At 44.6% G+C, this 24,241-nt stretch carries 26 protein-coding genes, 1 tRNA gene and 1 riboswitch; of the genes, 17 read left to right on the forward strand and 10 right to left on the reverse strand.

The window, feature by feature from the left end; genetic code table 11:
- Positions 1-3 precede the first annotated feature (3 nt).
- Entirely contained in the window at positions 4-1,707 is a 1,704-nt protein-coding gene (locus A7K50_RS05280) for a glutamine--tRNA ligase/YqeY domain fusion protein (RefSeq protein WP_119774912.1), read from the forward strand.
- Between the two features lie 112 nt (positions 1,708-1,819).
- Here A7K50_RS05280 and A7K50_RS05285 read toward each other — a convergent pair whose 3' ends face one another.
- Both A7K50_RS05285 and A7K50_RS05290 read right to left on the reverse strand, forming a co-directional pair.
- Positions 1,820-2,026 carry an alpha/beta-type small acid-soluble spore protein gene (locus tag A7K50_RS05285; RefSeq protein WP_020491580.1) on the reverse strand — a complete coding sequence of 69 codons (207 nt, stop codon included), beginning with the start codon at positions 2,024-2,026 and terminating at the stop codon, positions 1,820-1,822.
- A 165-nt stretch (positions 2,027-2,191) separates the two neighbouring features.
- On the reverse strand, positions 2,192-2,530 hold the full coding sequence (locus A7K50_RS05290; protein WP_020491579.1) for a P-II family nitrogen regulator: 339 nt from the start codon (positions 2,528-2,530) through the stop codon (positions 2,192-2,194).
- A gap of 330 nt (positions 2,531-2,860) precedes the next feature.
- Here A7K50_RS05290 and A7K50_RS05295 point away from each other — a divergent pair, with 330 nt between their 5' ends.
- From A7K50_RS05295 to A7K50_RS05335, 9 genes are all read left to right on the forward strand, one after another.
- The gene (locus A7K50_RS05295) at positions 2,861-4,054 is read left to right on the forward strand and encodes an amidohydrolase (RefSeq protein WP_119774913.1); all 1,194 of its coding nucleotides are present in this window, start codon (positions 2,861-2,863) and stop codon (positions 4,052-4,054) included.
- A gap of 5 nt (positions 4,055-4,059) precedes the next feature.
- Positions 4,060-4,623 carry a type II CAAX endopeptidase family protein gene (locus tag A7K50_RS05300; RefSeq protein ID WP_119774914.1) on the forward strand — a complete coding sequence of 188 codons (564 nt, stop codon included), beginning with the start codon at positions 4,060-4,062 and terminating at the stop codon, positions 4,621-4,623.
- Positions 4,624-4,726: 103 nt separating this feature from the next.
- A complete protein-coding gene (locus A7K50_RS05305; protein WP_020491576.1) occupies positions 4,727-5,266 on the forward strand; it encodes a chromate transporter in 540 nt (179 codons plus the stop codon).
- Positions 5,267-5,311: 45 nt separating this feature from the next.
- A complete protein-coding gene (locus A7K50_RS05310; protein ID WP_119774915.1) occupies positions 5,312-5,869 on the forward strand; it encodes a chromate transporter in 558 nt (185 codons plus the stop codon).
- Between the two features lie 92 nt (positions 5,870-5,961).
- The gene (locus A7K50_RS05315) at positions 5,962-6,471 is read left to right on the forward strand and encodes a sigma-70 family RNA polymerase sigma factor (protein WP_119774916.1); all 510 of its coding nucleotides are present in this window, start codon (positions 5,962-5,964) and stop codon (positions 6,469-6,471) included.
- A complete protein-coding gene (locus A7K50_RS05320) occupies positions 6,471-7,832 on the forward strand; it encodes a DUF4349 domain-containing protein (RefSeq protein ID WP_119774917.1) in 1,362 nt (453 codons plus the stop codon). Before A7K50_RS05315 ends, A7K50_RS05320 begins: the two co-directional genes overlap by 1 nt.
- A gap of 240 nt (positions 7,833-8,072) precedes the next feature.
- The gene (locus A7K50_RS05325) at positions 8,073-8,387 is read left to right on the forward strand and encodes a dehalogenase (RefSeq protein WP_119774918.1); all 315 of its coding nucleotides are present in this window, start codon (positions 8,073-8,075) and stop codon (positions 8,385-8,387) included.
- 13 nt (positions 8,388-8,400) lie between these two features.
- Positions 8,401-9,741, forward strand: a complete 1,341-nt coding sequence (locus A7K50_RS05330; RefSeq protein WP_119774919.1) for a reductive dehalogenase — start codon at positions 8,401-8,403, stop codon at positions 9,739-9,741.
- A gap of 325 nt (positions 9,742-10,066) precedes the next feature.
- Positions 10,067-10,774, forward strand: a complete 708-nt coding sequence (locus A7K50_RS05335; protein WP_026156297.1) for a Crp/Fnr family transcriptional regulator — start codon at positions 10,067-10,069, stop codon at positions 10,772-10,774.
- Between the two features lie 173 nt (positions 10,775-10,947).
- On the opposite strand, the gene A7K50_RS05340 is transcribed toward A7K50_RS05335, so the two are convergent.
- On the reverse strand, positions 10,948-11,214 hold the full coding sequence (locus tag A7K50_RS05340; RefSeq protein WP_020491566.1) for an SHOCT domain-containing protein: 267 nt from the start codon (positions 11,212-11,214) through the stop codon (positions 10,948-10,950).
- Positions 11,215-11,638: 424 nt separating this feature from the next.
- Here A7K50_RS05340 and A7K50_RS05345 point away from each other — a divergent pair, with 424 nt between their 5' ends.
- The 5 genes from A7K50_RS05345 to A7K50_RS05365 all read left to right on the forward strand — a co-directional run bounded on the left by A7K50_RS05345 (position 11,639) and on the right by A7K50_RS05365 (position 16,934).
- Positions 11,639-12,574, forward strand: coding sequence for a diacylglycerol kinase family protein (locus A7K50_RS05345; protein ID WP_119774920.1), 936 nt, complete (start codon positions 11,639-11,641; stop codon positions 12,572-12,574).
- A gap of 164 nt (positions 12,575-12,738) precedes the next feature.
- The gene (locus A7K50_RS05350) at positions 12,739-13,743 is read left to right on the forward strand and encodes a DnaJ C-terminal domain-containing protein (protein ID WP_119774921.1); all 1,005 of its coding nucleotides are present in this window, start codon (positions 12,739-12,741) and stop codon (positions 13,741-13,743) included.
- Between the two features lie 5 nt (positions 13,744-13,748).
- Positions 13,749-16,334 carry an ATP-dependent chaperone ClpB gene (gene clpB, locus A7K50_RS05355; RefSeq protein ID WP_119774922.1) on the forward strand — a complete coding sequence of 862 codons (2,586 nt, stop codon included), beginning with the start codon at positions 13,749-13,751 and terminating at the stop codon, positions 16,332-16,334.
- A gap of 178 nt (positions 16,335-16,512) precedes the next feature.
- The gene (locus tag A7K50_RS05360; protein WP_119774923.1) at positions 16,513-16,722 is read left to right on the forward strand and encodes a hypothetical protein; all 210 of its coding nucleotides are present in this window, start codon (positions 16,513-16,515) and stop codon (positions 16,720-16,722) included.
- Positions 16,723-16,736: 14 nt separating this feature from the next.
- Complete coding sequence (locus tag A7K50_RS05365; protein WP_119774924.1) at positions 16,737-16,934, forward strand: spore coat protein; 198 nt, start codon at positions 16,737-16,739, stop codon at positions 16,932-16,934.
- A 326-nt stretch (positions 16,935-17,260) separates the two neighbouring features.
- On the opposite strand, the gene ribE (A7K50_RS05370) is transcribed toward A7K50_RS05365, so the two are convergent.
- From ribE (A7K50_RS05370) to A7K50_RS05390, 5 genes are all read right to left on the reverse strand, one after another.
- On the reverse strand, positions 17,261-17,725 hold the full coding sequence (gene ribE, locus A7K50_RS05370; protein WP_119774925.1) for a 6,7-dimethyl-8-ribityllumazine synthase: 465 nt from the start codon (positions 17,723-17,725) through the stop codon (positions 17,261-17,263).
- A 131-nt stretch (positions 17,726-17,856) separates the two neighbouring features.
- Positions 17,857-19,074 (reverse strand): bifunctional 3,4-dihydroxy-2-butanone-4-phosphate synthase/GTP cyclohydrolase II, encoded by a 1,218-nt coding sequence (locus A7K50_RS05375; protein WP_119774926.1) that lies wholly within the window; start codon positions 19,072-19,074, stop codon positions 17,857-17,859.
- A gap of 18 nt (positions 19,075-19,092) precedes the next feature.
- Positions 19,093-19,746, reverse strand: a complete 654-nt coding sequence (gene ribE / locus A7K50_RS05380) for a riboflavin synthase (protein WP_119774927.1) — start codon at positions 19,744-19,746, stop codon at positions 19,093-19,095.
- Entirely contained in the window at positions 19,746-20,891 is a 1,146-nt protein-coding gene (gene ribD / locus A7K50_RS05385; protein ID WP_119774928.1) for a bifunctional diaminohydroxyphosphoribosylaminopyrimidine deaminase/5-amino-6-(5-phosphoribosylamino)uracil reductase RibD, read from the reverse strand. Before ribD ends, ribE (A7K50_RS05380) begins: the two co-directional genes overlap by 1 nt.
- A gap of 209 nt (positions 20,892-21,100) precedes the next feature.
- A riboswitch (FMN riboswitch) is annotated at positions 21,101-21,215 on the reverse strand.
- A 96-nt stretch (positions 21,216-21,311) separates the two neighbouring features.
- Positions 21,312-21,845: a GNAT family protein gene (locus A7K50_RS05390; protein WP_020492568.1), complete on the reverse strand. Its 534-nt coding sequence runs from the start codon at positions 21,843-21,845 to the stop codon at positions 21,312-21,314.
- Between the two features lie 195 nt (positions 21,846-22,040).
- Here A7K50_RS05390 and A7K50_RS05395 point away from each other — a divergent pair, with 195 nt between their 5' ends.
- Positions 22,041-22,652, forward strand: a complete 612-nt coding sequence (locus A7K50_RS05395; RefSeq protein WP_119774929.1) for a DUF975 family protein — start codon at positions 22,041-22,043, stop codon at positions 22,650-22,652.
- A 75-nt stretch (positions 22,653-22,727) separates the two neighbouring features.
- Here the strand turns inward: A7K50_RS05395 and A7K50_RS05400 are convergent, their stop codons facing one another.
- Positions 22,728-22,877 carry a small, acid-soluble spore protein, alpha/beta type gene (locus tag A7K50_RS05400; RefSeq protein WP_119774930.1) on the reverse strand — a complete coding sequence of 50 codons (150 nt, stop codon included), beginning with the start codon at positions 22,875-22,877 and terminating at the stop codon, positions 22,728-22,730.
- A 208-nt stretch (positions 22,878-23,085) separates the two neighbouring features.
- Positions 23,086-23,162, reverse strand: a tRNA-Pro gene (locus A7K50_RS05405).
- 277 nt (positions 23,163-23,439) lie between these two features.
- Between A7K50_RS05405 and A7K50_RS05410 the strand changes: the two genes are divergently transcribed.
- Positions 23,440-24,123 (forward strand): Crp/Fnr family transcriptional regulator, encoded by a 684-nt coding sequence (locus A7K50_RS05410; RefSeq protein ID WP_119774931.1) that lies wholly within the window; start codon positions 23,440-23,442, stop codon positions 24,121-24,123.
- The last annotated feature ends 118 nt before the right edge of the window (positions 24,124-24,241 follow it).

The following is a 24,241-nucleotide window of genomic DNA, read 5'->3' on the forward strand; positions in this document are numbered from 1 at the left end:
GCTATTAATACATCAAATACATCAAATTCTTCTTATTCATCATCCAATTTCATTCAAAATATTATCCGGGAAGATTTAAAGCTGAATAAAAACAACGGCAGGGTACATACACGTTTTCCTCCTGAACCTAACGGCTATCTTCATATCGGGCACGCCAAATCCATCTGTTTGAATTTCGGCACGGCGCTGGAATTTAACGGATGCTGCAATCTTAGGTTTGACGATACCAACCCGAGCAAAGAGGAAACCGAATTTGTCGAATCGATTCAGGAAGACGTCCAATGGCTGGGATTTTCCTGGCAAGACAGGATGTACTATGCTTCCGATTATTTTGAAAAGCTGTATGCATTTGCTATAAAGCTGATTGAAAAAGACAAGGCGTTTGTCTGTGATCTGTCGGCAGAGGAAATACGGGAATATCGTGGGACGCTGACCCAGCCCGGAGAGGACAGCCCTTACCGTACCCGTTCTGTCGAAGAAAATCTTGACCTGTTCCAAAGAATGAGAGCCGGAGAATTCCCGAACGGTGCGAAAGTGCTCAGAGCAAAAATAGATATGGGTTCTCCGAATTTAAATATGCGTGATCCGGTGATTTACCGCATCATGCATGCGTCGCATCATCGGACCGGAAATGCCTGGTGTATTTACCCAATGTATGACTTTGCGCATCCTTTATCGGACGCGCTGGAACATATTACCCATTCGATTTGCACGATGGAGTTTGAAGACCACCGGCCGCTCTACGATTGGCTGACGGAACAGCTGATCGAAGGGGACAGGCCCAGACAATATGAATTTGCCCGTTTGGATCTGACGAATACGGTCATGAGCAAAAGAAAGCTTCGCCAATTAGTTGAAGGCGGTTATGTTCAGGGGTGGGATGATCCGCGGATGCCTACGATTTCCGGTTTAAGGCGCAGAGGCTATACACCGGAAGCGATCAGGGATTTCTGTGACCGTATCGGCGTAGCCAAAGCCAATAGCATCGTCGATGTCGCTTTACTAGAACATTGCTTGCGTGAAGATCTGAACAGCAAAGCCAAGCGGGTGATGGCCGTTTTGGATCCGATCAAGGTCATCCTGATCAACTATCCGGAAAATCAAGAAGAATTCCTGGAAGCGGAGAATAATCCGGAGGATCCGGAGGCAGGGACCAGGCTGATCCCGTTTTCGCGCACAATTTATATTGAACGCGAAGACTTTATGGAGGAGCCGCCCAAAAAATTCTTCCGTCTTTCTCCAGGTAATGAAGTCCGGCTAAAACATGCCTATATAATCAAATGTGAAAGAGTCCTGAAAGATGAAGATGGCCAAATCTCTGAAATCCATTGCACGTACGATCCGGATACCAAAAGCGGAGGTTCGGCCAGCTCAAGAAAGGTGAAGGGGACGCTTCACTGGGTCTCCGCGGCCCATGCTGAAAACGCTGAGATACGCTTGTATGACTATTTGATCAGGGATGACCAGTATACGGAAGATGATTCGGCAGAGAGTGACGACTTCCTTGCCAGAATCAATCCCGATTCCCTGCGAATTCTGAAACAATGCAAAATTGAACCGGGTTTAAAAGAAGCTGATCCGGGCAGCAAATATCAATTCTTGAGACAGGGTTATTTCTGCGCTGACTTGAAAGACCATTCCAATGATCATCCGGTCTTTAACCAAATCGTCGGATTGCGGGACAGCTGGGCAAAGATTAATAAATAATCCAGTAAATATGATGATGAATAAGATTTTTTTGCTTTTATGAAAGTAAAGAAGCATTCCGATTAAGGAATGCTTCTTATACATTGCTGCTAGGAAAGTAAGCTAAGAGAAGTTAGATTCTCTGTCCGCTTTTCAGCTGCTGCTCAGCAAATTGTACCATGCGTTTGGTCATATTGCCACCGACGGATCCGTTTTCACGGGAAGTGCGGTCCCCACCCAAGGTAGCACCCATTTCATTGGCGATCTCGTATTTCAGTTGTTCCAGTCCTTTTCCTGAACCTTGAACGGCAGGATTGTTTGAATTTCTTTCACCAGCCATGTCATTTTCCTCCTTAAAATATAAGTTTTTTTGTTTGGGAGTCGTACTTATTATTCGTTAATCTGATATTCTTAAACCCGGTAATTGTTTGCTTATATTTTAGGAAGTACCATATCTGGAAAAAAACTCATGATTGCCATGGATATTAAAATTTTTTGAAGAGAATTAGACGGCTTTTTCTCCCGATTCTCCTGTTCTGATCCGCACGGCATTCAGTACATCATAGACGAAGATTTTTCCGTCACCGATTTCTCCGGTTCTGGCAGTATCGGTGATGATTTCGATGACTTTGGCCACGGATTCATCCGGGACAACAATCTCGATTTTGTATTTAGGCAATAGATTGATGGTATAGGCATTTCCACGGTATACTTCTGTTTTTCCCTGTTGAAGTCCGCAGCCGATGACGTTGGTGACCGTCATTCCTTTGATCCCAAATTTGCCGAGGGCTTCTTTCACGTTTTCCAATTTAGCTGGCCGAATAATACACTCAATTTTTTTCATTGTATCCACCTCTTCGATTCAATCGTATTTTTGATAAACAGCATAGTACAATGTCAATGCCGTCATGAAGAAATTCAGACTGGAACATACAGGGCAGGATTGACATGGTAACGACAAAAAAGTCCCCGGGATCAAATCCCGAGGACATCGTTGTCCGCGTTTACTATTTATCTGAATATATCGTAGCAGAATACCGGTATAATGCAAGAAATTTAATCAAAGAATTTTGTATTCATTGCCGATCGCGCAATAAATGTCCGGTGTTTCAAGGATTATGCATATTTTTGGAGAATTAATGGGTGATACTTATCCGATACAGGAGTTGACGATATGGCAGAAAATGAACGAATAACGGCCATTAGTGGACTTGTTGCCGAGAAAAAAGAAGAAATTATCGATCTGAGAAGGACCTTTCATCGCTATCCTGAATTGTCTTTTCAGGAGTATCGTACAGCAGATATGATCTTCGACAGATTGCATGGAGTCCCAGGCATTGAGGTATCAAGACCGACAGAGACCAGTATTCTGGCCGCCATAAAGGGCAGTATGCCGGGAAAAATTGTGGCGCTCAGGGGTGATCTTGATGCGCTGCCGATCCTGGAAGAAAACGATGTACCTTACCGGTCCCAAAATATCGGGACGATGCATGCTTGTGGGCATGACGGCCATGCGGCCATGCTGGTTGGAGCTGCAAAAGTCCTTGCGGAACTAAAATCCGGGATGAAAGGAGAAATCCGCTGCATCTTTCAGCATGCTGAAGAAAAACATCCCGGCGGGGCCAAGGATCTTGTTAAACTAGGCCTCCTGAACGGGGTCGATGCGATTCTTACACTTCATCTCTTTACATCTTTGCCTGTTGGAAAAATCGGCTTAGCCACGGGCCCTTTAATGGCTGCCCCGGATAACTTTACAATATCAATATTTGGCAAAGGAGGCCATGCCGCGATGCCTGAGGATACCATCGATCCGGTATTGGTCAGTGCGCAGGTCGTTACCGCCCTGCAAAATATCGTATCCCGCCAAATCAGCGCTCTGAAATCCGTCGTCCTGTCTATTACCAATATTCAAGGCGGTTCGGCTTTTAATGTCATACCTGAGCGGGTAGACCTGAAAGGAACCGTCAGGACATTTGACCGGGACACCCGTCTGGAAATCCCGAAACGGATGGAAAATATCATCAAAGGGGTCTGTATTGCTTATGGCGCAAAATACACTTTCGATTACGAGCTCGGTTATGATCCTGTTGTTAACAGCAGTTCCGTTGCCGGCAAAGTAACGGAAATACTGAAAGAAGAATTCGGAGCAAAAGCATTGATTAAAGCCAGTCCGGTGATGTGGGGCGAGGACTTTTCCGCTTATCTTCATCGCTTACCGGGTATGCTGATATTTATCGGGGCAGGGAATAAGAAGAAAGGAATCATTCATCCGCACCATCATCCATGTTTTAATATTGATGAAGAAGCGCTTAGCATAGGAACCCGGGTTCTGGCATGCTCGGCGCTCGGACTGTTGGATAGGATGTAACGGCAATGGAAATATCTAAAAAGATGCTGGGTTTGAATATCCTGTTATCGCAGGCGATTCTGATTGTGATTGCCCTGGGCCTGTGGGTAATACTAAGATTATTTGACAGAAAAATTGTGTTGGCGGAAATGTTCACAATCGATAGCTTGAGTAAAGCCTTTATTGCGTTAATTATCGGCTGCGCCGTCCTGATTGCGCTTCAATTTCTTTTCTTAAAATATGTACCGAAGGAAAGACTGTTTGATGAGATTAATCTTATCCTGATGGAGAAATTCTCACTAACGGAGCTTTTACCACTATTTTTTCTCGGTGCTTTCAGTGAGGAATTCCTGTTCAGAGGCATGATTCAGCCGGTTTTAGGGTTATGCCTGACGGCTGTTGTCTTTACGCTGATTCACTACAGATACTGGCGCCAAGTTTTCATTCTTGTGGAAGTGTTCCTGATGGGAATCCTTCTTGGCGTTGTCTATGCCGTTTCTTTAACACTCTGGGTCCCCGTATTATGTCATTTTATCGTCAATATGACAACGGCTTTTTGGATCAAAAAGGGCACTTTTGAATTGATTTGAAAGGCCAAAAACGTTTGCTATAATTGAATTGGGTTAAAGCATCATGACAGGATACGAACAGGATGATAGTACGTAGTACGAACAGGATATAGAAGGAGAATAAATGGCAACCGATTTGTGGAATTTGTTTATCGCTTTTTTTCGGGCAAGCAACTTGTCCTTTGGCGGCGGGCCGGCGATGATTCCGCTGATTCAGGCGGAGACCGTCGATAATTATCACTGGCTGACCAATGCTCAGTTTGCTGATGCCATTGCCTTGGCAAATACGCTTCCCGGGCCGCTTGGAACCAAAGTAGCGGCTTATCTGGGCTATCAAGTTGCTTCCTGGCCGGGAGCGATTGTCGCCTTACTGGCAACCATTCTGCCTACGGTGCTGGTCTTGATAGTCTTAGGCGGTATCTTAAAAAAACATGCGGATTCCAGTAATTTGAAGGCTGCACTGACCGGAGTGAGGCCTGTTGTTACCGCTTTGCTGATCATCGTAGCTTATGAGATGGCGGTTGATGCTTTCCAGATCCAAGTACCTCTGGATTATGCCACTGTACTGATCGCAGTCGTATCCGCAGCAGCGCTGTATTATATTAAAATTCATCCGGTATTGCTGATTGTCCTGTCGATGGTTATCGGTTACCTGATTTATTGACACAGCAGGTTTGAACACTATAAATTCAGATTTTGGGAGTATAAAATGAAAGCGCTTTGGGATTTATTTATTGCTTTTTTCAGAGCCAGCAATTTTAGTTTCGGCGGCGGACCGGCTATGATCCCGATTATCCAGAATGAAACGGTGCATAAATATCAGTGGCTCACCAGTGAAGATTTTACAAACTACGTGGCGATATCGAATTCTTTGCCGGCGCCGATTGCGACGAAATTGGCCGGAATGATCGGGTACCGCGTCAAGGGCTGGAGCGGGGCACTGGCCGCAATCATTGGCGCTGTTTTGCCGACGGCGTTTATCATGATACTTTTGGGTCACCTGCTGATTAACTATGCTGACTCACCTGCACTGCAGGCAATGCTGAAAGGGGTCAGACCTGTCGTTGTGGTGCTTTTGGCTCAGTCAGCGCTGCAGATGGGGCAGAGCGCTTGTAAGGATAAAGTTACCTGGTTCATGGGGATCGCAGCTTTTGCCGTTATGCTGATTTGGCCCGGACTAAATCCGGCATTTTTGGTTGTCGTTTCTATGATTCTGGGGATATTTATTTTTAAGAAAAAACTTGAATCAGAAAATTTTTCTAAATAAGGAAGATACGAATCAGAAAAACATGGATATTTCCGTCTATACTGTTGCCCGGGTAGTATTCAATGTTTCGGTTTAAGGGGGTGGGTCTGGGTATGAATCAAGCAGAGGCCTCATTTGATGAAATATATGAGGAACTATTCCCGTTTGTTTACAGGTTTGTCTGTCTGAGAATTCCTTCATCGGAAATTGAAGATGTTACTTCTGAAATCATGGCCAAGGTCTGGCGATCACTGGCCGGCTTTGAAGGGAGAAGCTCTTTGAAATGCTGGGCGTTAAAAATTGCTTCGAATTATATCGCGGATTTTTATCGGGCCAGGAAACAGGTTAACATGATTCCGATTACGGAAGAAATCCAGGATGCAAATAACAGCAGAGATTATGGGGAGGATCTGGGCACTGTCCTTTCGGTAAGCAATACCCTTTCCCAGTTGACGGAACCGCAGGTCGCTGTGATTCAATTACGGCTGATCGATGGATTCAGCGCATCCGAAACGGCGTCCATTCTCGGTACCACGCAACAGGCGGTAGACAGCCTGCTCTACCGGGCCAAAAAAAGTTTCCGGACAGCCTATCAGGCGGAACTGGCTGGAGGTGAATGCTGATGTCTGAAGACAAAATGACAGCCATGTGGGAAGAAGATGGTGATCTTATGCGTCTTAAGAAGTTTTTTGGTTACGTCTGTCAGGGCGATGGCATTAAGGAGCGAATCAAAGACAAAACCGTGGAAAAAATTTTGGAATCTGTTAAAAATCAGCCGCTGGAAAACGTGATGTTTGTAGCTGCTGAAGCAAGCACGGAAATCAATAATGAAACCAATAAGGAAGCCAGCACCGAAAAGAGTACTCAGGTTCAGCAAGCAGCTTCAAAGGCGAACAGATTTGGAACGTTGGCAGCCCGGATAAGAAACAAACTTCTCTATGGCAATAAAAAAGCGTTTGTGTTGATCGGCTGTGCCGCTGTTATCGTTCTGGCCGTTGGTCTTGGTGTGAGTGGGACCCTGACGGGGGTTGATTTACAGAAGCAGGTCAGTTCACTGCAAACGGCAACAGATAGTACCAGAAATGATAGGGCGAACGGATTTGCAGCGAGCCCTGATGCCGGTGTTATAGATGAATCTACCGAAGGTGGAGCGGCTGATGCCGGATTTACTGGCTCTCCCTCATCAACTGAGCCTGCTGCTGCTCAGAAAAAAAGTTTGGAGAATTCAGTTCCGAGTGGATATGCAGAATATGATTTTGCCCGGCAGAAAACCATTTATATGCTCGACATTTCCTTGAAGGCAGATGATGTCAAAGTTGCGTCAAAGGCACTTGAGGAGAAAGTTAAGACTCTCGGCGGGTACGTCGCCGAATCGACCCGGAGTAATTATGACAATGGTTTGACGGCTTTTCTCTCTTTAAGAATACCTGCCGAACAATTCGAGACGTTTAAAAACAGTATTCCCCAGTTCGGCACTGTCGTCAACGAACACCAGAATACCGAAGATGTATCGATGACTTATTTTGATACAGAAACCCGTTTAAGATCCTGGGAGGCTCAGGAAAAACGGTATTTGGAAATTCTCGAAAAAGCGAATTCCGTTGAGGACATTCTAAAAATTGAAAACTCCCTGGCCGCTGTCCGTCAAGAGATCGAAAGCCTGAAAGGGCAGCTTAAATACTATGATAACCGGGTGGAATACTCCCAGGTCACCATCAATATTGAGCAGGCCCGGAACGACCTGACGGTCAATAATCCCTGGCAGCCGATATCGCTGAAGAATACCTTGATTGCCGTGAAGAATGCTTTGATCAAGACCGTAAGCTTCCTCTGGAATGCGCTTAACTATGTGCTGGTCTTCATCGGCTATGCGCTGCCGGTATTGGCGGTTCTGCTGCTGATCTGGCTGGTCTGCCGGATCATTAGAAAACGCAGGATGCTTTCGGAGAAAAGCTTTAGACGAAATAAGGAAGATGAAGAATAAAATCTTATATTTATAACAAAACGATCGATGATAAAGCTAGGATGTCGTTGTGACGCTACATCCTAGCTTATTTTTTATCAATTTATTTAAAATAAAAAAACAGAGAAATTCCTGGAATTAGAAAAATAATCACTAATTAGTAGCTACTAAGAGATATTACGTATTACAGAGATATAATGCGAGTGACTTGAGTTTATTTTATAGACTCGATGTGAAAAAGTATGGGAAGGGGGTGTTAATGTGTTGAATGTAGTTCTCATTTTTGTTGTTGGAATGCTCTTTTTAGCAGGTATTTTAGCCCTGAGACCTTACGCAAACAAGGCGGACAAAAAGAAAACTGTGCTTAATTGGTTTCTGTATTCGGTATGGTTTCTGATTACTTGTATCGGGTTATCTTTCATTGTGCTTAATGCTCAGATTGGTCATGTCAAAGCTACGAGTACCGGAATCTTTCTCTTTTTTGGGCTATCTATCGTCATCGGAATCATATTAGCAAGATTAGTGGGATTAATAGGTTTAGGTAAGAAACAGAAAAGTTCTAATTTGACGAGTTAAGAGGTGAAAAGTAATGTCAAAATTTCCAGAAGAAAAACAGCAGGAACAAGGATTCCGGATGAACCGACGTAAATTTTTGAAAGCAGGGGCTGCTTCTGCACTGGCAGTAGGGATTGTTGGCGCAATCGGAGTTTTGCCGTCAGAAGCTATGGCAAGCCAGACAGGTTCTCAAAACGGAGCCAAATCCAAGCTGCATCCCAATGTAGATTATGGTGGTGCCACCGTCCGGTTCGTTGAGAATAATGATCAATGGCTAGGAACTTCAAAGATCGTCGGTTCTATTAAAAACACCCATGCAGCGGACGCAGGATTCAATTATGCTATTCGTGGTAAACTGACCCCCGAAGCTCAAAAAGAATCCTTCCACTATCACTTTGTTGGTAAGCATCCTTTTAATGCTGCTCTTATGGGATTTGTCGGTGTTATCGCTCCAGACGCAATGTGCGGCGGAAAACCGGCTCCTGAAAAGCTTCCAATTCCTGATCCTGAACAAATGTCCCAGCACATTAAGGATTGCGCGTATTATTTACGCGCTGACGAAGTTGGAATCGGCAAGATGCCCGCTTATGCTTATTATAGTTACAGGTCCCCTTCGCAGGATGATTTGTTTAAGAATGGGGATGATTTGTCTAAGTCAATTCCGGTCACGGAGAGGATGCCTTATGTCATTACGTTTATGGTTGATCAGCACTTGGAAACGATGTTGGGTTCGACCGGATATGATGGTATCAGTGCCGGTCAATCCTTCCGTTCATACCATGCCTCCGGTGTTATTGCTGTCATCTTAGCGAGTTATATTCGTAACCTGGGTTATAATGCCAGGGCAAATCATATTTCCAACTATGAAGCAGTCATGGGTCCCTGCCTGATAGCGTCGGGATTGGGCGAGTTATCCAGAACAGGAGACTGCGTAGCTCATCCCCGTCTGGGATTCCGCCATAAGTGTGCAGCTGTAACCACGGATTTGCCGCTCGTTCCCGATAATCCCATTGATTTTGGCTTGCAGGATTTTTGCCGGGTGTGCAAAAAATGCGCGGATAACTGTCCAGGGGGCGCTATTACATTTGATGATGATCCAGTCGAGCACAATGGATACTTGCGATGGAACACTGACTCTCTAAAATGCACCATATTCCGGTCAACGAACAAAGAAGGTTCTTCCTGCGGCAGGTGTATGAAAGTATGTCCTTGGGATTCAAAAGAACAATCTTGGTTCCATGAAGCAGGTACTTGGATCGGCAGTAAAGGCGAGACCTCATCCAGATTGCTTAAGACAATTGATGATATGTTCGGCTATGGTACGGAACAGATCGAAAAATACAAATGGTGGCTGGAATGGCCCGAGAGGTATTAGCCATTAAACAATAATCGGTTCAGTTTTCTCATTAGGTATATTTTTAAGCGGTGGGGCTTTATCTTGCCGCTTAAAGATATATGAAAACAGATGTTTATTACTTGCAATCGGTCTTCATCAAAAAATATTGCAGAGATTTAATCGTCATTTGAAAAGAATCTTCCTTCTTTTTTCTAATGACTTTTTTGGTTTCAGCAAATAGTCAAGGGACTAATAATCTATTAAATTTTAGAAGGCTAGGCTTAAAACAACAAGAAAACCACCATAACGGGTATAATGAGGGTGACCACAGTATTATATTTTCTTTTAAAAGGTGGGGATAACTTTGGAAAACGGGAAACTACCGGATTGTATAATAAAGATGCCTATTATTCCAACATTTGATCCCATTGAAGAGCTAAACATGTATACTTCTCTTGGAAGCCTGCATACATTTGCAAGAGGAAGCAAGATCGTTTCGCCCGGCATACCTTTTAGTAATGTTATTTTCTTGATTTCAGGACAACTTGACGTGAGTATGGTATCGCGGAATGGTGAGGAAAAGTATCTGCTTGAAGTTTTTAAGAACGGCATAGCGGTGGCTTTAAACCAAAATGATGATCATGAATTTCAAATTACTGCAGTAAAAGATTGCACTGTTTGTTTTTTCCCTTTGGACATGATGCTTGCAATATTATCGCAGAATACTCGTTTATTAAAAAATTTTATCTTGAATCTTATACAAAAAACGCAATACTTTATGTATCAATCAAGGGACTTATATCAAAGCCGTCCTTCTGCTAGGGTATTCTCTTTTCTATATAACCTCTGTCTGACAAAAGGGAATCGTGTAAATGATTATTATGAGTTAGCGGTTGAGAATGTGTCACAAAAGACGATTGCCAAAATAACAGGAACCCATCCTGTGACCGTTTGTAAATTATTTACTTATCTTAGTAAAGAAGGCATCATAAAAAAGAATAGAAAAGTCATAAAGGTTTACGATCTCAATAAATTATGTAACCTTATTGCGAATGAGGAATTAACGTATTAATTCTGTTGGGCGGGGGCAATGTAAATTGAGGGTGTAACGAAATTCAGTTTCGATGCGCCCTCTATCTGTTGGTTCACTTGCAGAAAACTCGGTGGTTTTGGCATGTTAGCCTGCAATACTCCAATAAGAAAAAAGACGCCTCTAAAAAAATGAGGCGTCTTTGGTGTGCTAGTTTATTTCCCTAACTCGCCTTTTCGGGTATTGTATTCTTCCAGATCGATTTCCCCTTTGGCATATCGTTCACGTAAGATGGTCATAGCGTGGTCTTCCGGTTTACCGGAGGTGTTCTGTCTGTCCAGATAACTTCTAATAAGCCTGACTGCAAGAAAAATAATTCCCAGCCAGAAAAGCAATTGGATGATCATGACTGCAAATCCCATCCAGGAATAATTGCCTCCCATCATCCAATCTCCACCTGGTCCATACCAGCCTCGCATCATTTTCAAGCTACCTCCTTTTATATTCTCTTGGATTTTCTAGGCCATTCAAAAAAGTAAACCCTAGTTTTGAAACTATTTTTTTGATTAAACCATTGTCATCAATATTTTGTGCCGTTTGTGCCTGATTTATGATGACTGTAGATCTGAGAAAAGGAAATGAAATCATGAATATGCTGCAGATTTTTGGCAAGTATAGTGACAGAATGAAAGCCTTGCCGTTTGATCCTGAATATTTGTGAAGAAAGTACTGCATGAACGCTGGCAGGAAAAAATAATTTTTCGCGCGTAAAGGGAATTTCTAAGAATTAGCGAAACAATATGTTAAAAAACTAAATTATACCATCGGTTCAGTTTTTTCATGTGGATAAACGGAGAAATGATCGAGAAAATGACTGAGAAAAACTAAGATGATAGGAAGATGAGAATGAGCCAGCAAAAATCATGGTTTGCTGTTGTGAATCCCCGGTCAGCAAATGGAAAAACGCAGGGACTTTGGCCAGGGTATTACCAGCAGCTTCAGCAGGCGGGAATACAGGTTGATTATGCGCTGACCTCCCGCTCCGGGGGAGGAACAGAAATAACACGTATGGCTCTGGACGAAGGGTACCGGAGGATGATTGCGGTCGGAGGAGACGGGACGGTCAATGAGGTGCTTAATGGTCTTATTGAGAATGACCGGCTTGTGGCGGACGATATCGAACTGGCTGTTTTTGAACAAGGAACAGGCGGGGATTTTGTAAGGACAATAAAAACGGGCAAAGAAAAAGGTCTGAACGCCTTGATCAGGATGCTGAAGGAGCCCAATATCATTCTTTCTGATCTTGGACGAGTCGACTTTCTGAATTTTGAAAGGGAAGAACGGACACGTTATTTTCTGAATGCATCCAATGTCGGAGTCGGCGCGGAAGCGGTTCACAGAACCAATTGCCGGAGTAAAGCGATGGGCAGCAAGCTCTCTTATCTGACCAGTACTTTAGAAGCTGTTCTATCGTATAAGAGCGCCTGTGTTTCTCTGAAAATGGACCGGGATACATTCTGGGAAGGGAATATCTGGGGGTTTATGGTCTGCAACGGTCAATATATTGGCGGCGGAATGCATATTGCGCCTGATGCCCGCCTGGATGACGGTTTCTTCGATCTGGTTGTGATAAAAGAAATGAAACTGTCCAGGCTCTTTACACGCTTTCCGCTGCTTTATAAAGGTCAACATATTCATCTTCCTGAAGTCCAAGTGTTCCGCTGTAAGGAAATTGAACTGCATATGCCGGATTCCATACTCTTTGAAACCGACGGGGAGATCCCGGGGGTATGTCCGAAGGCATACCGGGTAATCCCTAAGTGCTTGAAACTATGGGTATAAGTTTCCGTTAACGTTAAAATTATACGGATAAACAGGCATCAAGACTTAAAAAAATTAAGGTCAGCTAAAGACAAATATATATCTGACCAATATTGACCTTTAAGGTGATTTTGCATATAATACAATTAATGGGTAAGAAAAGCAGTCTTAAGGTGGTGAGGACAGTGGATTTTAAAGATTATTATCAAATCTTAGGCATTTCTCCGGATGCGGACAATAAGGCCGTCAAAAAAGCCTATCAGGCGCTGGCAAAAAAGTATCATCCTGATTTAAACCAGGGTGATAAAGACTCCGAAGAGAAATTTAAGGAGATTAATGAAGCCTATCAGGCGATATCCGATCCTGCCAAAAGACAAAAATACGATGATTTAAGGGCAAACTACCAGCAATGGCAGTCGCGCGGCGGCAGAGGAAATTCTTTTGACTGGTCGGCCTGGCAGGAATCACCGGGAAGCAACCGCTATACCCGTACAATGACGCCGGAAGAGTTCTCAGAAATATTTGGGGACAGGGGTTTTGGCTCTGGTGCTGGCGCAGGCAGGGGCATGGGTGGATTTTCAGATTTTTTCTCCTCTATTTTTGGCATGGGGGCAGACTATGCTGATGATTCCGATGATTATTATTCGGATAGGGTCAGAAGACCGCAGGCCGGCAGGGACATTGAAGGTGAAATCAGTATTACGCTTGAAGAAGCCTATCATGGAACCAAACGGATGATTGAAGTCGGCGGCCGGAGAATTGAAGCCACTGTTCCGAAAGGCATTAAGCATAACAATAAAATCAGGCTCAGCGGACAGGGACAAGCTGGAGTGAGGGACGGAAACAAAGGAGACCTTCTGTTAACGGTAAAAATTGTTCCGCATGCTGTTTATACCCGGGACGGAGATGATTTGTCCGCCCCTATCGAAATTGATTTCTTCAAGGCCGTACTTGGCGGAGAAACCCGAGTTAAAACCTTAGGCGGAGAAATAGCCATCAAGATCCCTCCGCGCACCCAAACCGGAAAAAGCTTTCGCCTGAGAGGGAAAGGGATGCCTGTTCTCAATAAAGCGGATCATTTTGGCGATTTTTACGCTAAGATTGCGATTGTTCTGCCCGAGGAAATGTCTGAGAAAGAAATCAGTATGCTTCGGGAATTAAGCCGGGAAAGAGACAGTTCAAAGGAGTGATAAGAATGGCTTTTGATACCAACCGTTTTACCCAGAAATCCCAGGAGGCAATCATCGCTGCGCAAAACAACGCGGAACGTAACCATAACAGCCAGGTGGAACCTGAGCACCTGTTACTGGCCTTATTGGAACAAAATGAAGGGGTTGTACCTCAGATCCTGAATAAATTAAATATTTCACCCGTAAGTGTCAGCGAGAAGACCAAATCCGCTATCCAGAGACAGCCCAGTATGATGGGAGCTGCTACCCAGCTGAGCATTTCCCCAAGAATGAGAACAGTTCTGGTGAACGCCCATGACCAGATGGAACCGTTTGGAGATGATTATGTCAGTACGGAACATTTTTTACTGGCCATCGTTGATCAAGCCGGCGGAGATGCCGGAAAGATCCTGAAAGAAGCCGGAGTCACCCGGGAAGCCCTGTTGAACGTTCTGAAGGAAATCCGCGGATCTCAGCGGGTTACCGGTCAGAATCCGGAAGGGACTTATGCTGCCCTGGAACAGTACGGCCGAAACCTTGTGACACTGGCCAGGAGAGGAAAACTTGATCCGGTGATCGGCAGGGATGAGGAGATCCGCAGAGTACTGCAGATATTGTCCCGCCGGACAAAAAATAACCCGGTTCTGATCGGCGAACCAGGCGTAGGAAAGACGGCCATTGTCGAAGGGCTGGCCCAGAGAATCGTACGGGGTGATGTCCCGGAAGCGATTAAAAATAAAGAAGTCATTTCCCTGGATATGGGAACGCTGATTGCCGGGGCCAAATACCGCGGAGAATTTGAAGAACGGCTGAAGGCTGTATTAAAGGAAGTTGAAAGCCGCGAAAATATTATTCTTTTTATTGATGAGCTGCACACCGTCGTCGGGGCAGGGGCTGCCGAAGGCGCAATGGATGCCGGCAATATGCTCAAACCGATGCTGGCCCGCGGGGAGCTTAGGATGGTCGGAGCCACGACGTTGGACGAATACCGTAAACACATTGAAAAGGATGCGGCACTGGAAAGACGTTTTCAGACGGTGACTGTTGCACCGCCGACGGTCGAGGATACGATCTCGATCCTAAGGGGTTTGAAAGAACGTTATGAGACGCATCACGGCGTCAGGATTACCGACAGTGCGATCATTGCGGCGAGTATCCTTTCCGACCGCTATATCAGTGAACGGTTCCTGCCGGACAAGGCGATCGACCTGATTGATGAGGCAGCAGCCAGACTGCGGATGGAAATCACCAGTGAACCGCAGGAACTCGACGATATCAAACGCAGAGTCATGCAGCTTGAGATCGAAAGGGAAGCGCTGAAAAAAGAGAAAGACAAAGCGAGTCAGGAAAGGCTGGCCAATATTGAAAAGGAACTTGGAGACCTGAAGGAAAAAAGAAGTGCTCTGGAAGCCCAGCTTCAAGAGGAACGCGGAAAACTGGGCAATATTCACAAATTGAAGGAAGATATTGACCGGACGAGAGTAGAAATTGAAAATGCCCAGCAAAAATACGATTACAATAGGGCTGCCGAACTTCAGTACGGCGTACTGCCAAAGCTTGAGAAAGAGCTGGCAGAACTTGAACAACTCGTATCGGGACGGGAGAATACGCTGCTGAAGCAGGAAGTCTCGGAAAGCGATATTGCTGAGATCGTCGCCAAATGGACGCATATCCCGGTCTCCAAGCTTCTGGAAAGTGAAGCCGAGAAACTGATTACGATGGAGGAGAACCTGCATCAACGGGTCATCGGTCAGGATAAAGCTGTTCAAGCGGTAGCTGATGCGGTTCGGAGAGCTCGTACCGGTTTGCAGGACCCGAACCGTCCGCTGGGTTCATTCTTGTTCCTCGGACCGACCGGAGTAGGGAAGACGGAACTGGCCAAAGCCCTGGCAGAATTTCTGTTTGACAATGAACAAGCCCTGATCCGGATTGACATGTCCGAATATATGGAGAAGCATTCCGTAGCCCGTCTGATTGGGGCCCCTCCCGGCTATGTTGGCTATGACGAAGGCGGACAGCTGACAGAAGCCGTCCGCAGAAAACCGTACGCTGTCATTTTACTCGACGAAGTTGAGAAAGCGCATGGTGATGTCTTTAATGTTCTGCTGCAGCTGCTTGATGACGGCAGACTCACAGACGGCCAGGGCAGGATTGTCAATTTCAAGAACACGGTTGTGATCCTGACCAGCAATATTGCCGGACAGGAAATCCGGGAAATGAATGAAAACCACAGCAGCCGGGAATTGGTCCGTAAAACGATCGAAGCTGAGCTAAGCCGGTATTTCCGGCCGGAATTTATCAACAGACTTGATGAAACCATCATCTTTGACCCGTTAAAGAAAGAAGATCTTGTCCGGATCGTGGAAATTCAGCTTGACCTGCTCCGCAACCGCCTCAAAGAAAGAGGACTTACCCTCACTTTATCCGACAAGGCCCTGCACATGCTCACCGAGGAAGGCTATGATCCCGTATTTGGGGCCAGACCACTGAAGAGAGTGATTCAGCAGCGGATTCAGAATCCGCTGGCTAAACAGATCCTGCAGGGTGAATTTCCAGAAGGAACAAGGATTCTGGTAGATTATGACCAGGACTATCAGTTTAAGAAGATATAAGAAATATAAGATGATTAAAAGTTTAAAATTTTAATCAAAGGAAACAACATGGATTTTCGCTGTGAAATCCATGCTGTTTTTTTATAATGACAAGCAATAATGTATAAATTTAGTGCTTTCTGTATATCCTGAAAATACTTAATTCTAAATACTTAAGAATTTTGGAAGGTGGGATATTATGCAGCATAGTCAGAGTGAAATCAAAAAAATCCTCGATCAGGGAATGATAACAAGATCCTTGGTTGAAAGCGAAGTATCGATGAGAAAATGTGAAATGTACAGTGAGATGGCCAACGACAAGGAAGTAAAAGCATTTTTTAAGGACCAGGCAAGCGCACTTGACGGATTATCCAACTTTCTTAAAAGTAAGCTTGCTCAAGTCATGTAGGAAGGAGATTATTTATGAATAATTTTTCAGATCTGGATATGATGTATGATTACGAAAAAGATGTCTCGGCAGCAGCTTCCGGGTATATGACATTTGCCACCAAAGCTTCGAATGATGAAATCCGGCACCGCTATCTTCAGCTGGCAAACGAAGCAAGCAAAGTCTATGAACGGCTTTCAAAACTTATTGAAAAATCGGGAGGAACAATCTAAAACATCACGCTTCTTGCAACGCAAAGACCAGGGGCTGTTCTAAACAAGCAGGCCAAAGGCGTCTCATTGAATGAGGCGCCTTTTTTCTGGAGTTTTTTCTGGAGTATTGTAGGCTTGCCCAGATACCTGCTCGTACGTTTTCGCGTATAACATTTCAGTGGACTTTTATGGACAAAATAAAAGCCTACAATTTTTGGAGTAGTCAGAAGAAATATAGAGTAGTATTACAAATAGAGAGGGCGCATCGAAACTAAAGTTTTTCGTTACGCCCTCTTTTTGCGTCTGGCAAATGAATTCGTCATTTCTGCAATACTGTGTTTGGGGACTTAGGCGAGCTGCTTAAATAGGTTCGCGGTTTCAATCGCGGTTACAGCAGCATCAAAGCCTTTATTGCCGGATTTCGTGCCTGCTCGCTCAATGGCCTGTTCAATCGTATCGGTGGTCAGAACGCCAAAGATTACAGGAACCCCGGTTTCCAGGCCGACATTGGCGACGCCTTTGCTGACTTCGCTGCTGACATAGTCAAAATGAGGCGTAGCGCCTCTGATCACCGCGCCAAGGCAGATGACCGCATCAAAGCGTTTTTGTTCAGCAATCTTTTTGGCAGCCAACGGAATTTCAAAAGCACCGGGGACCCAGACGAGTTCGATATTGTCCTCATTAGTGCCATGTCTTTTCAGTGCATCCAAAGCGCCGCCAATAAGTTTATTCGTAATAAACTCATTAAATCTTCCGGCAACAATCGCAAACTTTAAATTCTCAGCCAACAGTTTTCCTTCAATGGTTTTCAAATGATATCCTTCCTTTCTTTTACAGCCAGTTCAGTCTTATTTCTTTTAAGCTATTGGTCTTTAGTCTTTAGTTCTCTATACGCTTTAATGTCTTTGTCATTGGTCAATTAAGGATTGCCGGTTATTACCGATCAGTGAATATTGGTCAGGAAATGGCCCATTTTTTCTTTTTTGGTTGACAGGTAGTATTCATTTTCAGGTTTCGCGGGCATTTCGATTGGGACGCGTTCGGTAACTTGAATGCCGTAGCCTTCCAGACCTACGATTTTCTTGGGATTATTCGTCATCAGACGGACTTTGGTGATACCGAGGTCAGCTAATATCTGGGCGCCGACGCCGTAATCACGCAGATCAGGCGGGAAACCCAGCGCCAGATTTGCTTCGACCGTGTCTTTGCCTTCTTCCTGGAGTTTATACGCCTTCAATTTATTTAGAAGCCCGATTCCGCGGCCTTCCTGGCGCATATAGAGAAGCAGGCCGCGCCCTTCGCGTTCGATTTGCTGAAGGGCTGCTGTTAACTGGTCCCGGCAGTCACATCTTCGAGAGTAGAAAACATCTCCGGTCAGACATTCGGAGTGGACTCTGACCAAAACGGGTTCCCCGTCGTCAACAGCGCCTTTGACCAAGGCCAGATGTTCCTTGCCGTCAATTTTACTTTTAAAACCGACTGCTTTAAACGTCCCAAATTCTGTCGGGAAATCGATACTTTCGGCCCTTTCAATGAGTCTCTCGTTCAGACGGCGGTAACTAATCAAGTCTTTGATCGTCACCATTTTCAGGTTATGCTGCTCTTTGAATTTCATCAGGTCGTTCACTCTGGCCATTGTTCCGTCTTCATTCATGATTTCACAAAGGACACCGGCCGGTTCAAGACCGGCCAGCCGGGCCAGATCGACCGATCCTTCAGTGTGGCCGGCTCTGACCAGGACGCCGCCTTCCCGGGCCTGCAGCGGGAAAATATGGCCTGGTCTGCGTAAATCCTGCGGTTTACTGTTTTGGTTAATCAGCACCTGAATCGTAGCAGACCGCTCAAACGCGGAAATTCCTGTGGTGCTGGTTGCAGCATCGACGCTTACCGTAAAAGCCGTGCCATGGGGATCCGTGTTGTTCTGAACCATCAGATCCAAATTTAGCTCTTTAAGCCTTGCAGCCGTCAGGGAAGTGCAGATCAACCCCCGGCCGTAGGTGGCCATGAAATTAATCGCTTCGGGCGTCACCTTGGAAGCAGCCATGATAATATCGCCTTCATTTTCCCTGTCTTCATCATCGACGACGATAATCATTTTGCCTTGACGGATATCTTCGATAGCCTCTGGAATGCTTGCAAAAATATTTTCTTGCTGTGTCATCTGAGAAAGCTCCTTTCGTTAGATAAAACCATTTTCAGTTAAGAATTCAACGGATATATCTTTTTTGGTTTGGGGTGGGCTGTGGTCCTTTTGCAGGAACCTAGCCACATATTTTCCAATAATATCGGTTTCAAGATTCACCGTAGAACCAACGCGTTTAAAGCCGAGTGTCGTATGCTGAAAGGTGTGGGGGATCAGGGAAACGGTAAAATAGTCATCCCCGACATCAATGACCGTTAACGAGATTCCATCGATGGCCACTGATCCTTTCGGCAGCAGGGAGGAGGTTATCTCCGGAGACGTTTGAATCCGATAGATTTGAGCAATGCCAACCGGAGTCATTGCAGTGATTTTTCCGATGCCATCGACATGGCCGCTCACCAGATGACCACCCAAACGGCTTTGCAGCTGCAGCGCTCTTTCCAGGTTGACTTTGGTATGCTGCTTTAATTCGTGAAGGTTCGTTCGCTGCAGGGTTTCATACATAACATCGACAGAAAAATTTCCGGAACCGATGACGGTTGCTGTAAGACAGACCCCGTTGACGGCAATGCTGTCTCCGATTTGGGACCCCTTCAGTACGAAAGAAGCATCAATGGTTAATCTGGCGGAGTCTTTCAGTAGATCTAGACTCTTTATTGTGCCCAGTTCTTCAATGATTCCGGTAAACATTATTTGTCACTTCCCATTTTATTGGTTTGGTTATAGTCAACTGTTCCGGTAAAACGATAATTTCCTCCCAGCTCACATACCGCTAGTTGACTGATATTTACTGCCTCGGACATGCTGGTGAGGTGCAGGCCTGAGAGCGGGGAGAAGCCGGATCCGGCCAGTTTCGGGGCCATCATAAACATGATTTGATCAATCAGCCTCGATTCCAGCATTTTACCGGCGAGCGTACCGCCGCCTTCCAATAAGATGCTGTTTAAGCCTCTGGCCGCGATGTCTCTCAGCAGATCCGGCAAAGGGATCTGTCTGGGCATATCATATTGCCAGATCTCAACCTTATCGGCAGCAAATGTTTCACGCATCCGCAGCAGTTTATTTGGGTCGGCAGCCTTTGTTGTCGCGATGATGCAGCGGCTGGCGGATTCGTTCCGGAGGACCTGGGCGTTTAAAGGAACAGACAGGGAACCATCGACGATCAGGCGGACCGGATCCCGGCCATGCTCAATATTACGGCAGGTTAGGAGCGGGTTATCCTGAAGGACTGTTTGACTGCCGACCATAATGACGTCATAAGTATTTCTTAAACCATGAACGAAATGTCTGGCCTCTTCCGAAGTGATCCATTTGGAGTCTCCTGATTCTACGGCAGTCCGGCCATCGAGCGTCATTGCAGCTTTATACAGTACAAAGGGCATTTTGGTGGTAATTGCTTTGATAAAAGGCTCATTAATGCTTTGAGCTTTTTCAGCCAGCAGACCGGTTGCGACAAGAATACCGGCATCCCTCAGTTTTCTCACGCCCTGACCGCTGACCAGCGGATTTGGGTCCGTCATCGCGATAATGACTTTCTTTACACCGGCCGCGATGAGTGCATCGGCGCAGGGAGGCGTACGGCCGTAATGAGAGCAGGGCTCCAGTGTAACATAAACATCGGCGCCTTCTGCGCTTGATTCCGCAGCATTTAAAGCGTGGACTTCCGCATGCGGTGTACCGGCTTTCTGATGGTAGCCTTCCCCGACAATCTGCCCGTCCTGCACAATAACACAGCCCACAAGCGGATTTGGACTGGTTCTGCCTGCCGCCAGAATGGCAAGATCCAGTGCACGTTCCATATAATATTTGTCTTCTGCGGTAAAACGATCAGGCAATGGATGTACCCTCCAGTCATTAACAAGTCGGCAAATGAAAATATAAATCATTGATAAATCATAGAAAAACAATCATAGAAAAAATACTGGAAAAATAAAAAATGCCCGGAAATACTCCGGGCGTCAATCATTCAGATCAACAGTCATTCAAAACAGGCAGGTGAGAGGCTACGCGACAAACACGACAAGCACGTGCACGGTCACACCATGTTTTGCTCTTTCCATCCAGACTTTAACTGTCGGCTTCGTAATTTCAACGAATCTGCCATAAGGCTCGCGGGCTGTACCGCCGGTAAGGAATTACACCTATCCCCAGAGTAAAAATGTATTCAGTTTTGCTGCATAGATCAATCGAACTTGCAATTATCATACTGCAATCCTGTCAAGAATGCAACCATTTTGCACAGAGATCAAGAGAGTCTAAAGGCGGACAATCTCGGCATAATCTTTTTTTAATAAACCTAAGATGATTGCGTCAAAATATTGCCCTTCCACATAATAGGCTTCACGCAGCCTGCCTTCGGTAATGAAGCCGAGCTTCTCATAGCAGGAGAGCGCCCTGGTGTTATTGACCCAGGTCTCAGCGGTCAGTCTCCGGAAATTCCACTGGCCAAACAAGTAGCGGATAAAGGCAGTCAGCGCATCGGTCCCATAACCTTTTCCCCAGTAATCTTGGAGGCCAATTCCGATATAAATACGGGCCGATCTGGCCGGAATATTGACCTGATCGAAACCAATTGTACCGATAAGGCTGCCTTGTAAATCCGTAATCGCATAACGGTTGGCATCCTCTTCAAAAAGTTTGCTCTCCAGATCCTCCCGGCGCAACAGGGTTGCAAGAGGCCAATTACCACTTATCCAGTAAGAAAAGTCATGGTCATTATACCATTCATACAAGGTGTCCAGATCATCCATTTCGAGCGGACGGATTCGGGATAATTTGCCGTTTAACATGGCAGTCACCTTCCAAACAAAAATACGTTTAAGTAATCATAGTTTAGCATGTAGAGAAATAAGATCAAGTAGGAGAAGAAGCAAATGCAAAATAAGGTAAAATATAGCAAAAATGCTTGAATTTTGTTGCTTCTTTCGTTAAGATGAAATTATTCATCTGAGTCATTATCAATAATTTTGAAAGGGGACTAGAAAATGATTGAAAACAAAGAATTAAGGGCCATGGCCCGCACCCAGTTAAAAGGGCACTGGCTGAGACCAATCCTGGCCTGTCTGATTTATGCTGTAATCGTGTTCATCCTGTCTTGGATCCCGTGTGTTGGTCCGATTATTACGATTTTAATTGCGGGCCCGCTCATGATTGGTCTGGTGACCTTTACCTTAAAGTTCTGCCGTGCGGAAGACCCGAATGTTGAAGTGGTCCTTTCTGGATTTAAAAATGCCATTAATTGTGCCGGGCTATATCTCTGGTATATGCTGTGGACACTTTTATGGTCACTGCTACTGATTATTCCGGGGATCGTTAAAGCGTACGGCTATATGATGAGCTTTTATATTTATGCTGATAATCCTGATATGGGTATCAGAAAGGCCTTTGATCTCAGTAAAAAAATCAGCTATGGCTATCGCGGCAAGCTATTCCTGCTTACACTCAGCTTCATTGGCTGGGCGATCCTGGCCACGATCCCGTTCTGTCTTGGCTATATCTGGCTGATGCCCTACATGCAAATTACGTTTACTAATTTCTATCAGGAACTAAAAAAAGAAAGCATCAAAAATGGTGTCTGTACTGCGGAAGAGTTTTGAGCCATATTTTGAGTTATATAATAAGTTACTCCGGGCAAAAACCCGGAGTAACTTATTTCTTCATGTGCTTGGTGACTAGATTCTACCGTTAATGTATTCAAAAGTTTTCTTAACCATACTGCCCCCAACAGAGCCATTCTGTCTTGCGGAGGTGTCTGGGCCTAGGTTAACCTTAAGCTCGCTGGCAACACTTTGTTTGTTAACCGGCAGTTTATATTTAGCCATTCAATTTCCCTCCTTTTTGTTTATTTGTTTATTTATCTGTAGTATCTGCACATAGGAATAAAATACACAGGTAGTTTATTTAAGTTCAGTAAGTCTTTAACAGTTAACCTAAATATGACAATCAATAAAGAGGTTCAAAAGTGAGTCAAATATAAAAATATAAAAAATAAGCTCCGGGTATAAACCCGGAGTTTCTTTTGAGTTTCAATGGTCGGGGCGACAGGATTCGAACCTGCGGCCTCTTGGTCCCGAACCAAGCACGCTACCAAACTGCGCCACGCCCCGATGTCTCTTTTAAAGAACAAATAAAATCATAACAAAAGGCTGAATTCATGTCAAGGATAAAATGCTTTGAATATTTGCTATTGAGCGATAGCTAACCTTTGTTTGACAATAACTTTTCTTAAAAGAGGGGACACTTTCGAGGACAATAAAAGATTGATCAGGTTTTGTGCTGATAATTCCAAATAATAATCTGGCTCGTAAAGCGGGATTATTTTTACTTTGTTGAAAAGTTGAATCTATTTTGATATATTTTCTTTATAAACATAGGGGGAATTGCATGAAACGTTGCCTCATCTGCCTAGAAGAATTGGATCTGTTTCGGGGTCTGGAAAAAGAACAGATTACAAACTTGTGTCAATGTACAAATAAAAAACGGCTGTCCAAAGGACATTATCTTTTTTATCAAGGGGATATTACAGGTACTATATTTCTTGTGAAATCAGGAAAACTTAAACTTGTTCAAAGTGCTGGAGATGGACATGAAACAATTCTGGATATCTGTGGTCCCGGTGAGGTGCTAGGTGAGTTGTCGCTATATCTAGAACAAAAGGAATGTTCTAGTGCATTAGCCATGGAAGAGGCTTGCATCTGTTGCTTTAGTAAAATGCAATTTGAAATGTTAATTAAGAAAGATCCTTCTTTTGCCTTAAGGATAATTAATTACCTTGGGCAAAAGCATTATGCCATTATGAATTCAGATAAGGAGACTAGACGAACTGTAAAAGAAAGATTATTAGGTCTATTTTATAACCTTGCCAACCAATATGGGAAAAAGCTGCCAAACGCGACAATGATCGATTTAATAATTACTCAGCAGGAATTAGCTGATATGATTGGTGCTTCACGGGTAATGGTCATTCAGGCCCTTAATGAGTTAAAAGAAGCCAAAATAGTCGACCGCACTAACAGATATTACATTTTAAAAGATGACCCTTGTCTTAGTACGCACATATTTAAATAATAGGGTCAAGCAGCTACTTCTCTGATTTTTAGGTATGGAAATTCAACTTCCCCAATTTTTTTATTAATTGTTAAATACTTAACAGTTTTAGAAACATGATAAAGTCCGTATAATGGTG

Origin of the sequence: Dehalobacter sp. MCB1 (assembly GCF_003590275.1) — a bacterium.
In the GTDB taxonomy this organism is placed as follows: Bacteria; Bacillota; Desulfitobacteriia; order Desulfitobacteriales; family Syntrophobotulaceae; genus Dehalobacter.

Excerpts from the sequence above, each read along its gene's own strand:
- A7K50_RS05285 (WP_020491580.1), bottom strand. The coding sequence starts at position 2,026 with ATGGCTGGTGAAAGAAATTCAAACAATCCTGCCGTTCAAGGTTCAGGA.
- A7K50_RS05290 (WP_020491579.1), bottom strand. The coding sequence starts at position 2,530 with ATGAAAAAAATTGAGTGTATTATTCGGCCAGCTAAATTGGAAAACGTG.
- A7K50_RS05295 (WP_119774913.1), top strand. The coding sequence starts at position 2,861 with ATGGCAGAAAATGAACGAATAACGGCCATTAGTGGACTTGTTGCCGAG.
- A7K50_RS05300 (WP_119774914.1), top strand. The coding sequence starts at position 4,060 with ATGGAAATATCTAAAAAGATGCTGGGTTTGAATATCCTGTTATCGCAG.
- A7K50_RS05305 (WP_020491576.1), top strand. The coding sequence starts at position 4,727 with ATGGCAACCGATTTGTGGAATTTGTTTATCGCTTTTTTTCGGGCAAGC.
- A7K50_RS05310 (WP_119774915.1), top strand. The coding sequence starts at position 5,312 with ATGAAAGCGCTTTGGGATTTATTTATTGCTTTTTTCAGAGCCAGCAAT.
- A7K50_RS05315 (WP_119774916.1), top strand. The coding sequence starts at position 5,962 with ATGAATCAAGCAGAGGCCTCATTTGATGAAATATATGAGGAACTATTC.
- A7K50_RS05320 (WP_119774917.1), top strand. The coding sequence starts at position 6,471 with ATGTCTGAAGACAAAATGACAGCCATGTGGGAAGAAGATGGTGATCTT.
- A7K50_RS05330 (WP_119774919.1), top strand. The coding sequence starts at position 8,401 with ATGTCAAAATTTCCAGAAGAAAAACAGCAGGAACAAGGATTCCGGATG.
- A7K50_RS05340 (WP_020491566.1), bottom strand. The coding sequence starts at position 11,214 with ATGATGCGAGGCTGGTATGGACCAGGTGGAGATTGGATGATGGGAGGC.
- A7K50_RS05345 (WP_119774920.1), top strand. The coding sequence starts at position 11,639 with ATGAGCCAGCAAAAATCATGGTTTGCTGTTGTGAATCCCCGGTCAGCA.
- clpB (WP_119774922.1), top strand. The coding sequence starts at position 13,749 with ATGGCTTTTGATACCAACCGTTTTACCCAGAAATCCCAGGAGGCAATC.
- A7K50_RS05360 (WP_119774923.1), top strand. The coding sequence starts at position 16,513 with ATGCAGCATAGTCAGAGTGAAATCAAAAAAATCCTCGATCAGGGAATG.
- A7K50_RS05365 (WP_119774924.1), top strand. The coding sequence starts at position 16,737 with ATGAATAATTTTTCAGATCTGGATATGATGTATGATTACGAAAAAGAT.
- A7K50_RS05375 (WP_119774926.1), bottom strand. The coding sequence starts at position 19,074 with ATGACACAGCAAGAAAATATTTTTGCAAGCATTCCAGAGGCTATCGAA.
- ribE (WP_119774927.1), bottom strand. The coding sequence starts at position 19,746 with ATGTTTACCGGAATCATTGAAGAACTGGGCACAATAAAGAGTCTAGAT.
- A7K50_RS05390 (WP_020492568.1), bottom strand. The coding sequence starts at position 21,845 with ATGTTAAACGGCAAATTATCCCGAATCCGTCCGCTCGAAATGGATGAT.
- A7K50_RS05395 (WP_119774929.1), top strand. The coding sequence starts at position 22,041 with ATGATTGAAAACAAAGAATTAAGGGCCATGGCCCGCACCCAGTTAAAA.
- A7K50_RS05400 (WP_119774930.1), bottom strand. The coding sequence starts at position 22,877 with ATGGCTAAATATAAACTGCCGGTTAACAAACAAAGTGTTGCCAGCGAG.
- A7K50_RS05410 (WP_119774931.1), top strand. The coding sequence starts at position 23,440 with ATGAAACGTTGCCTCATCTGCCTAGAAGAATTGGATCTGTTTCGGGGT.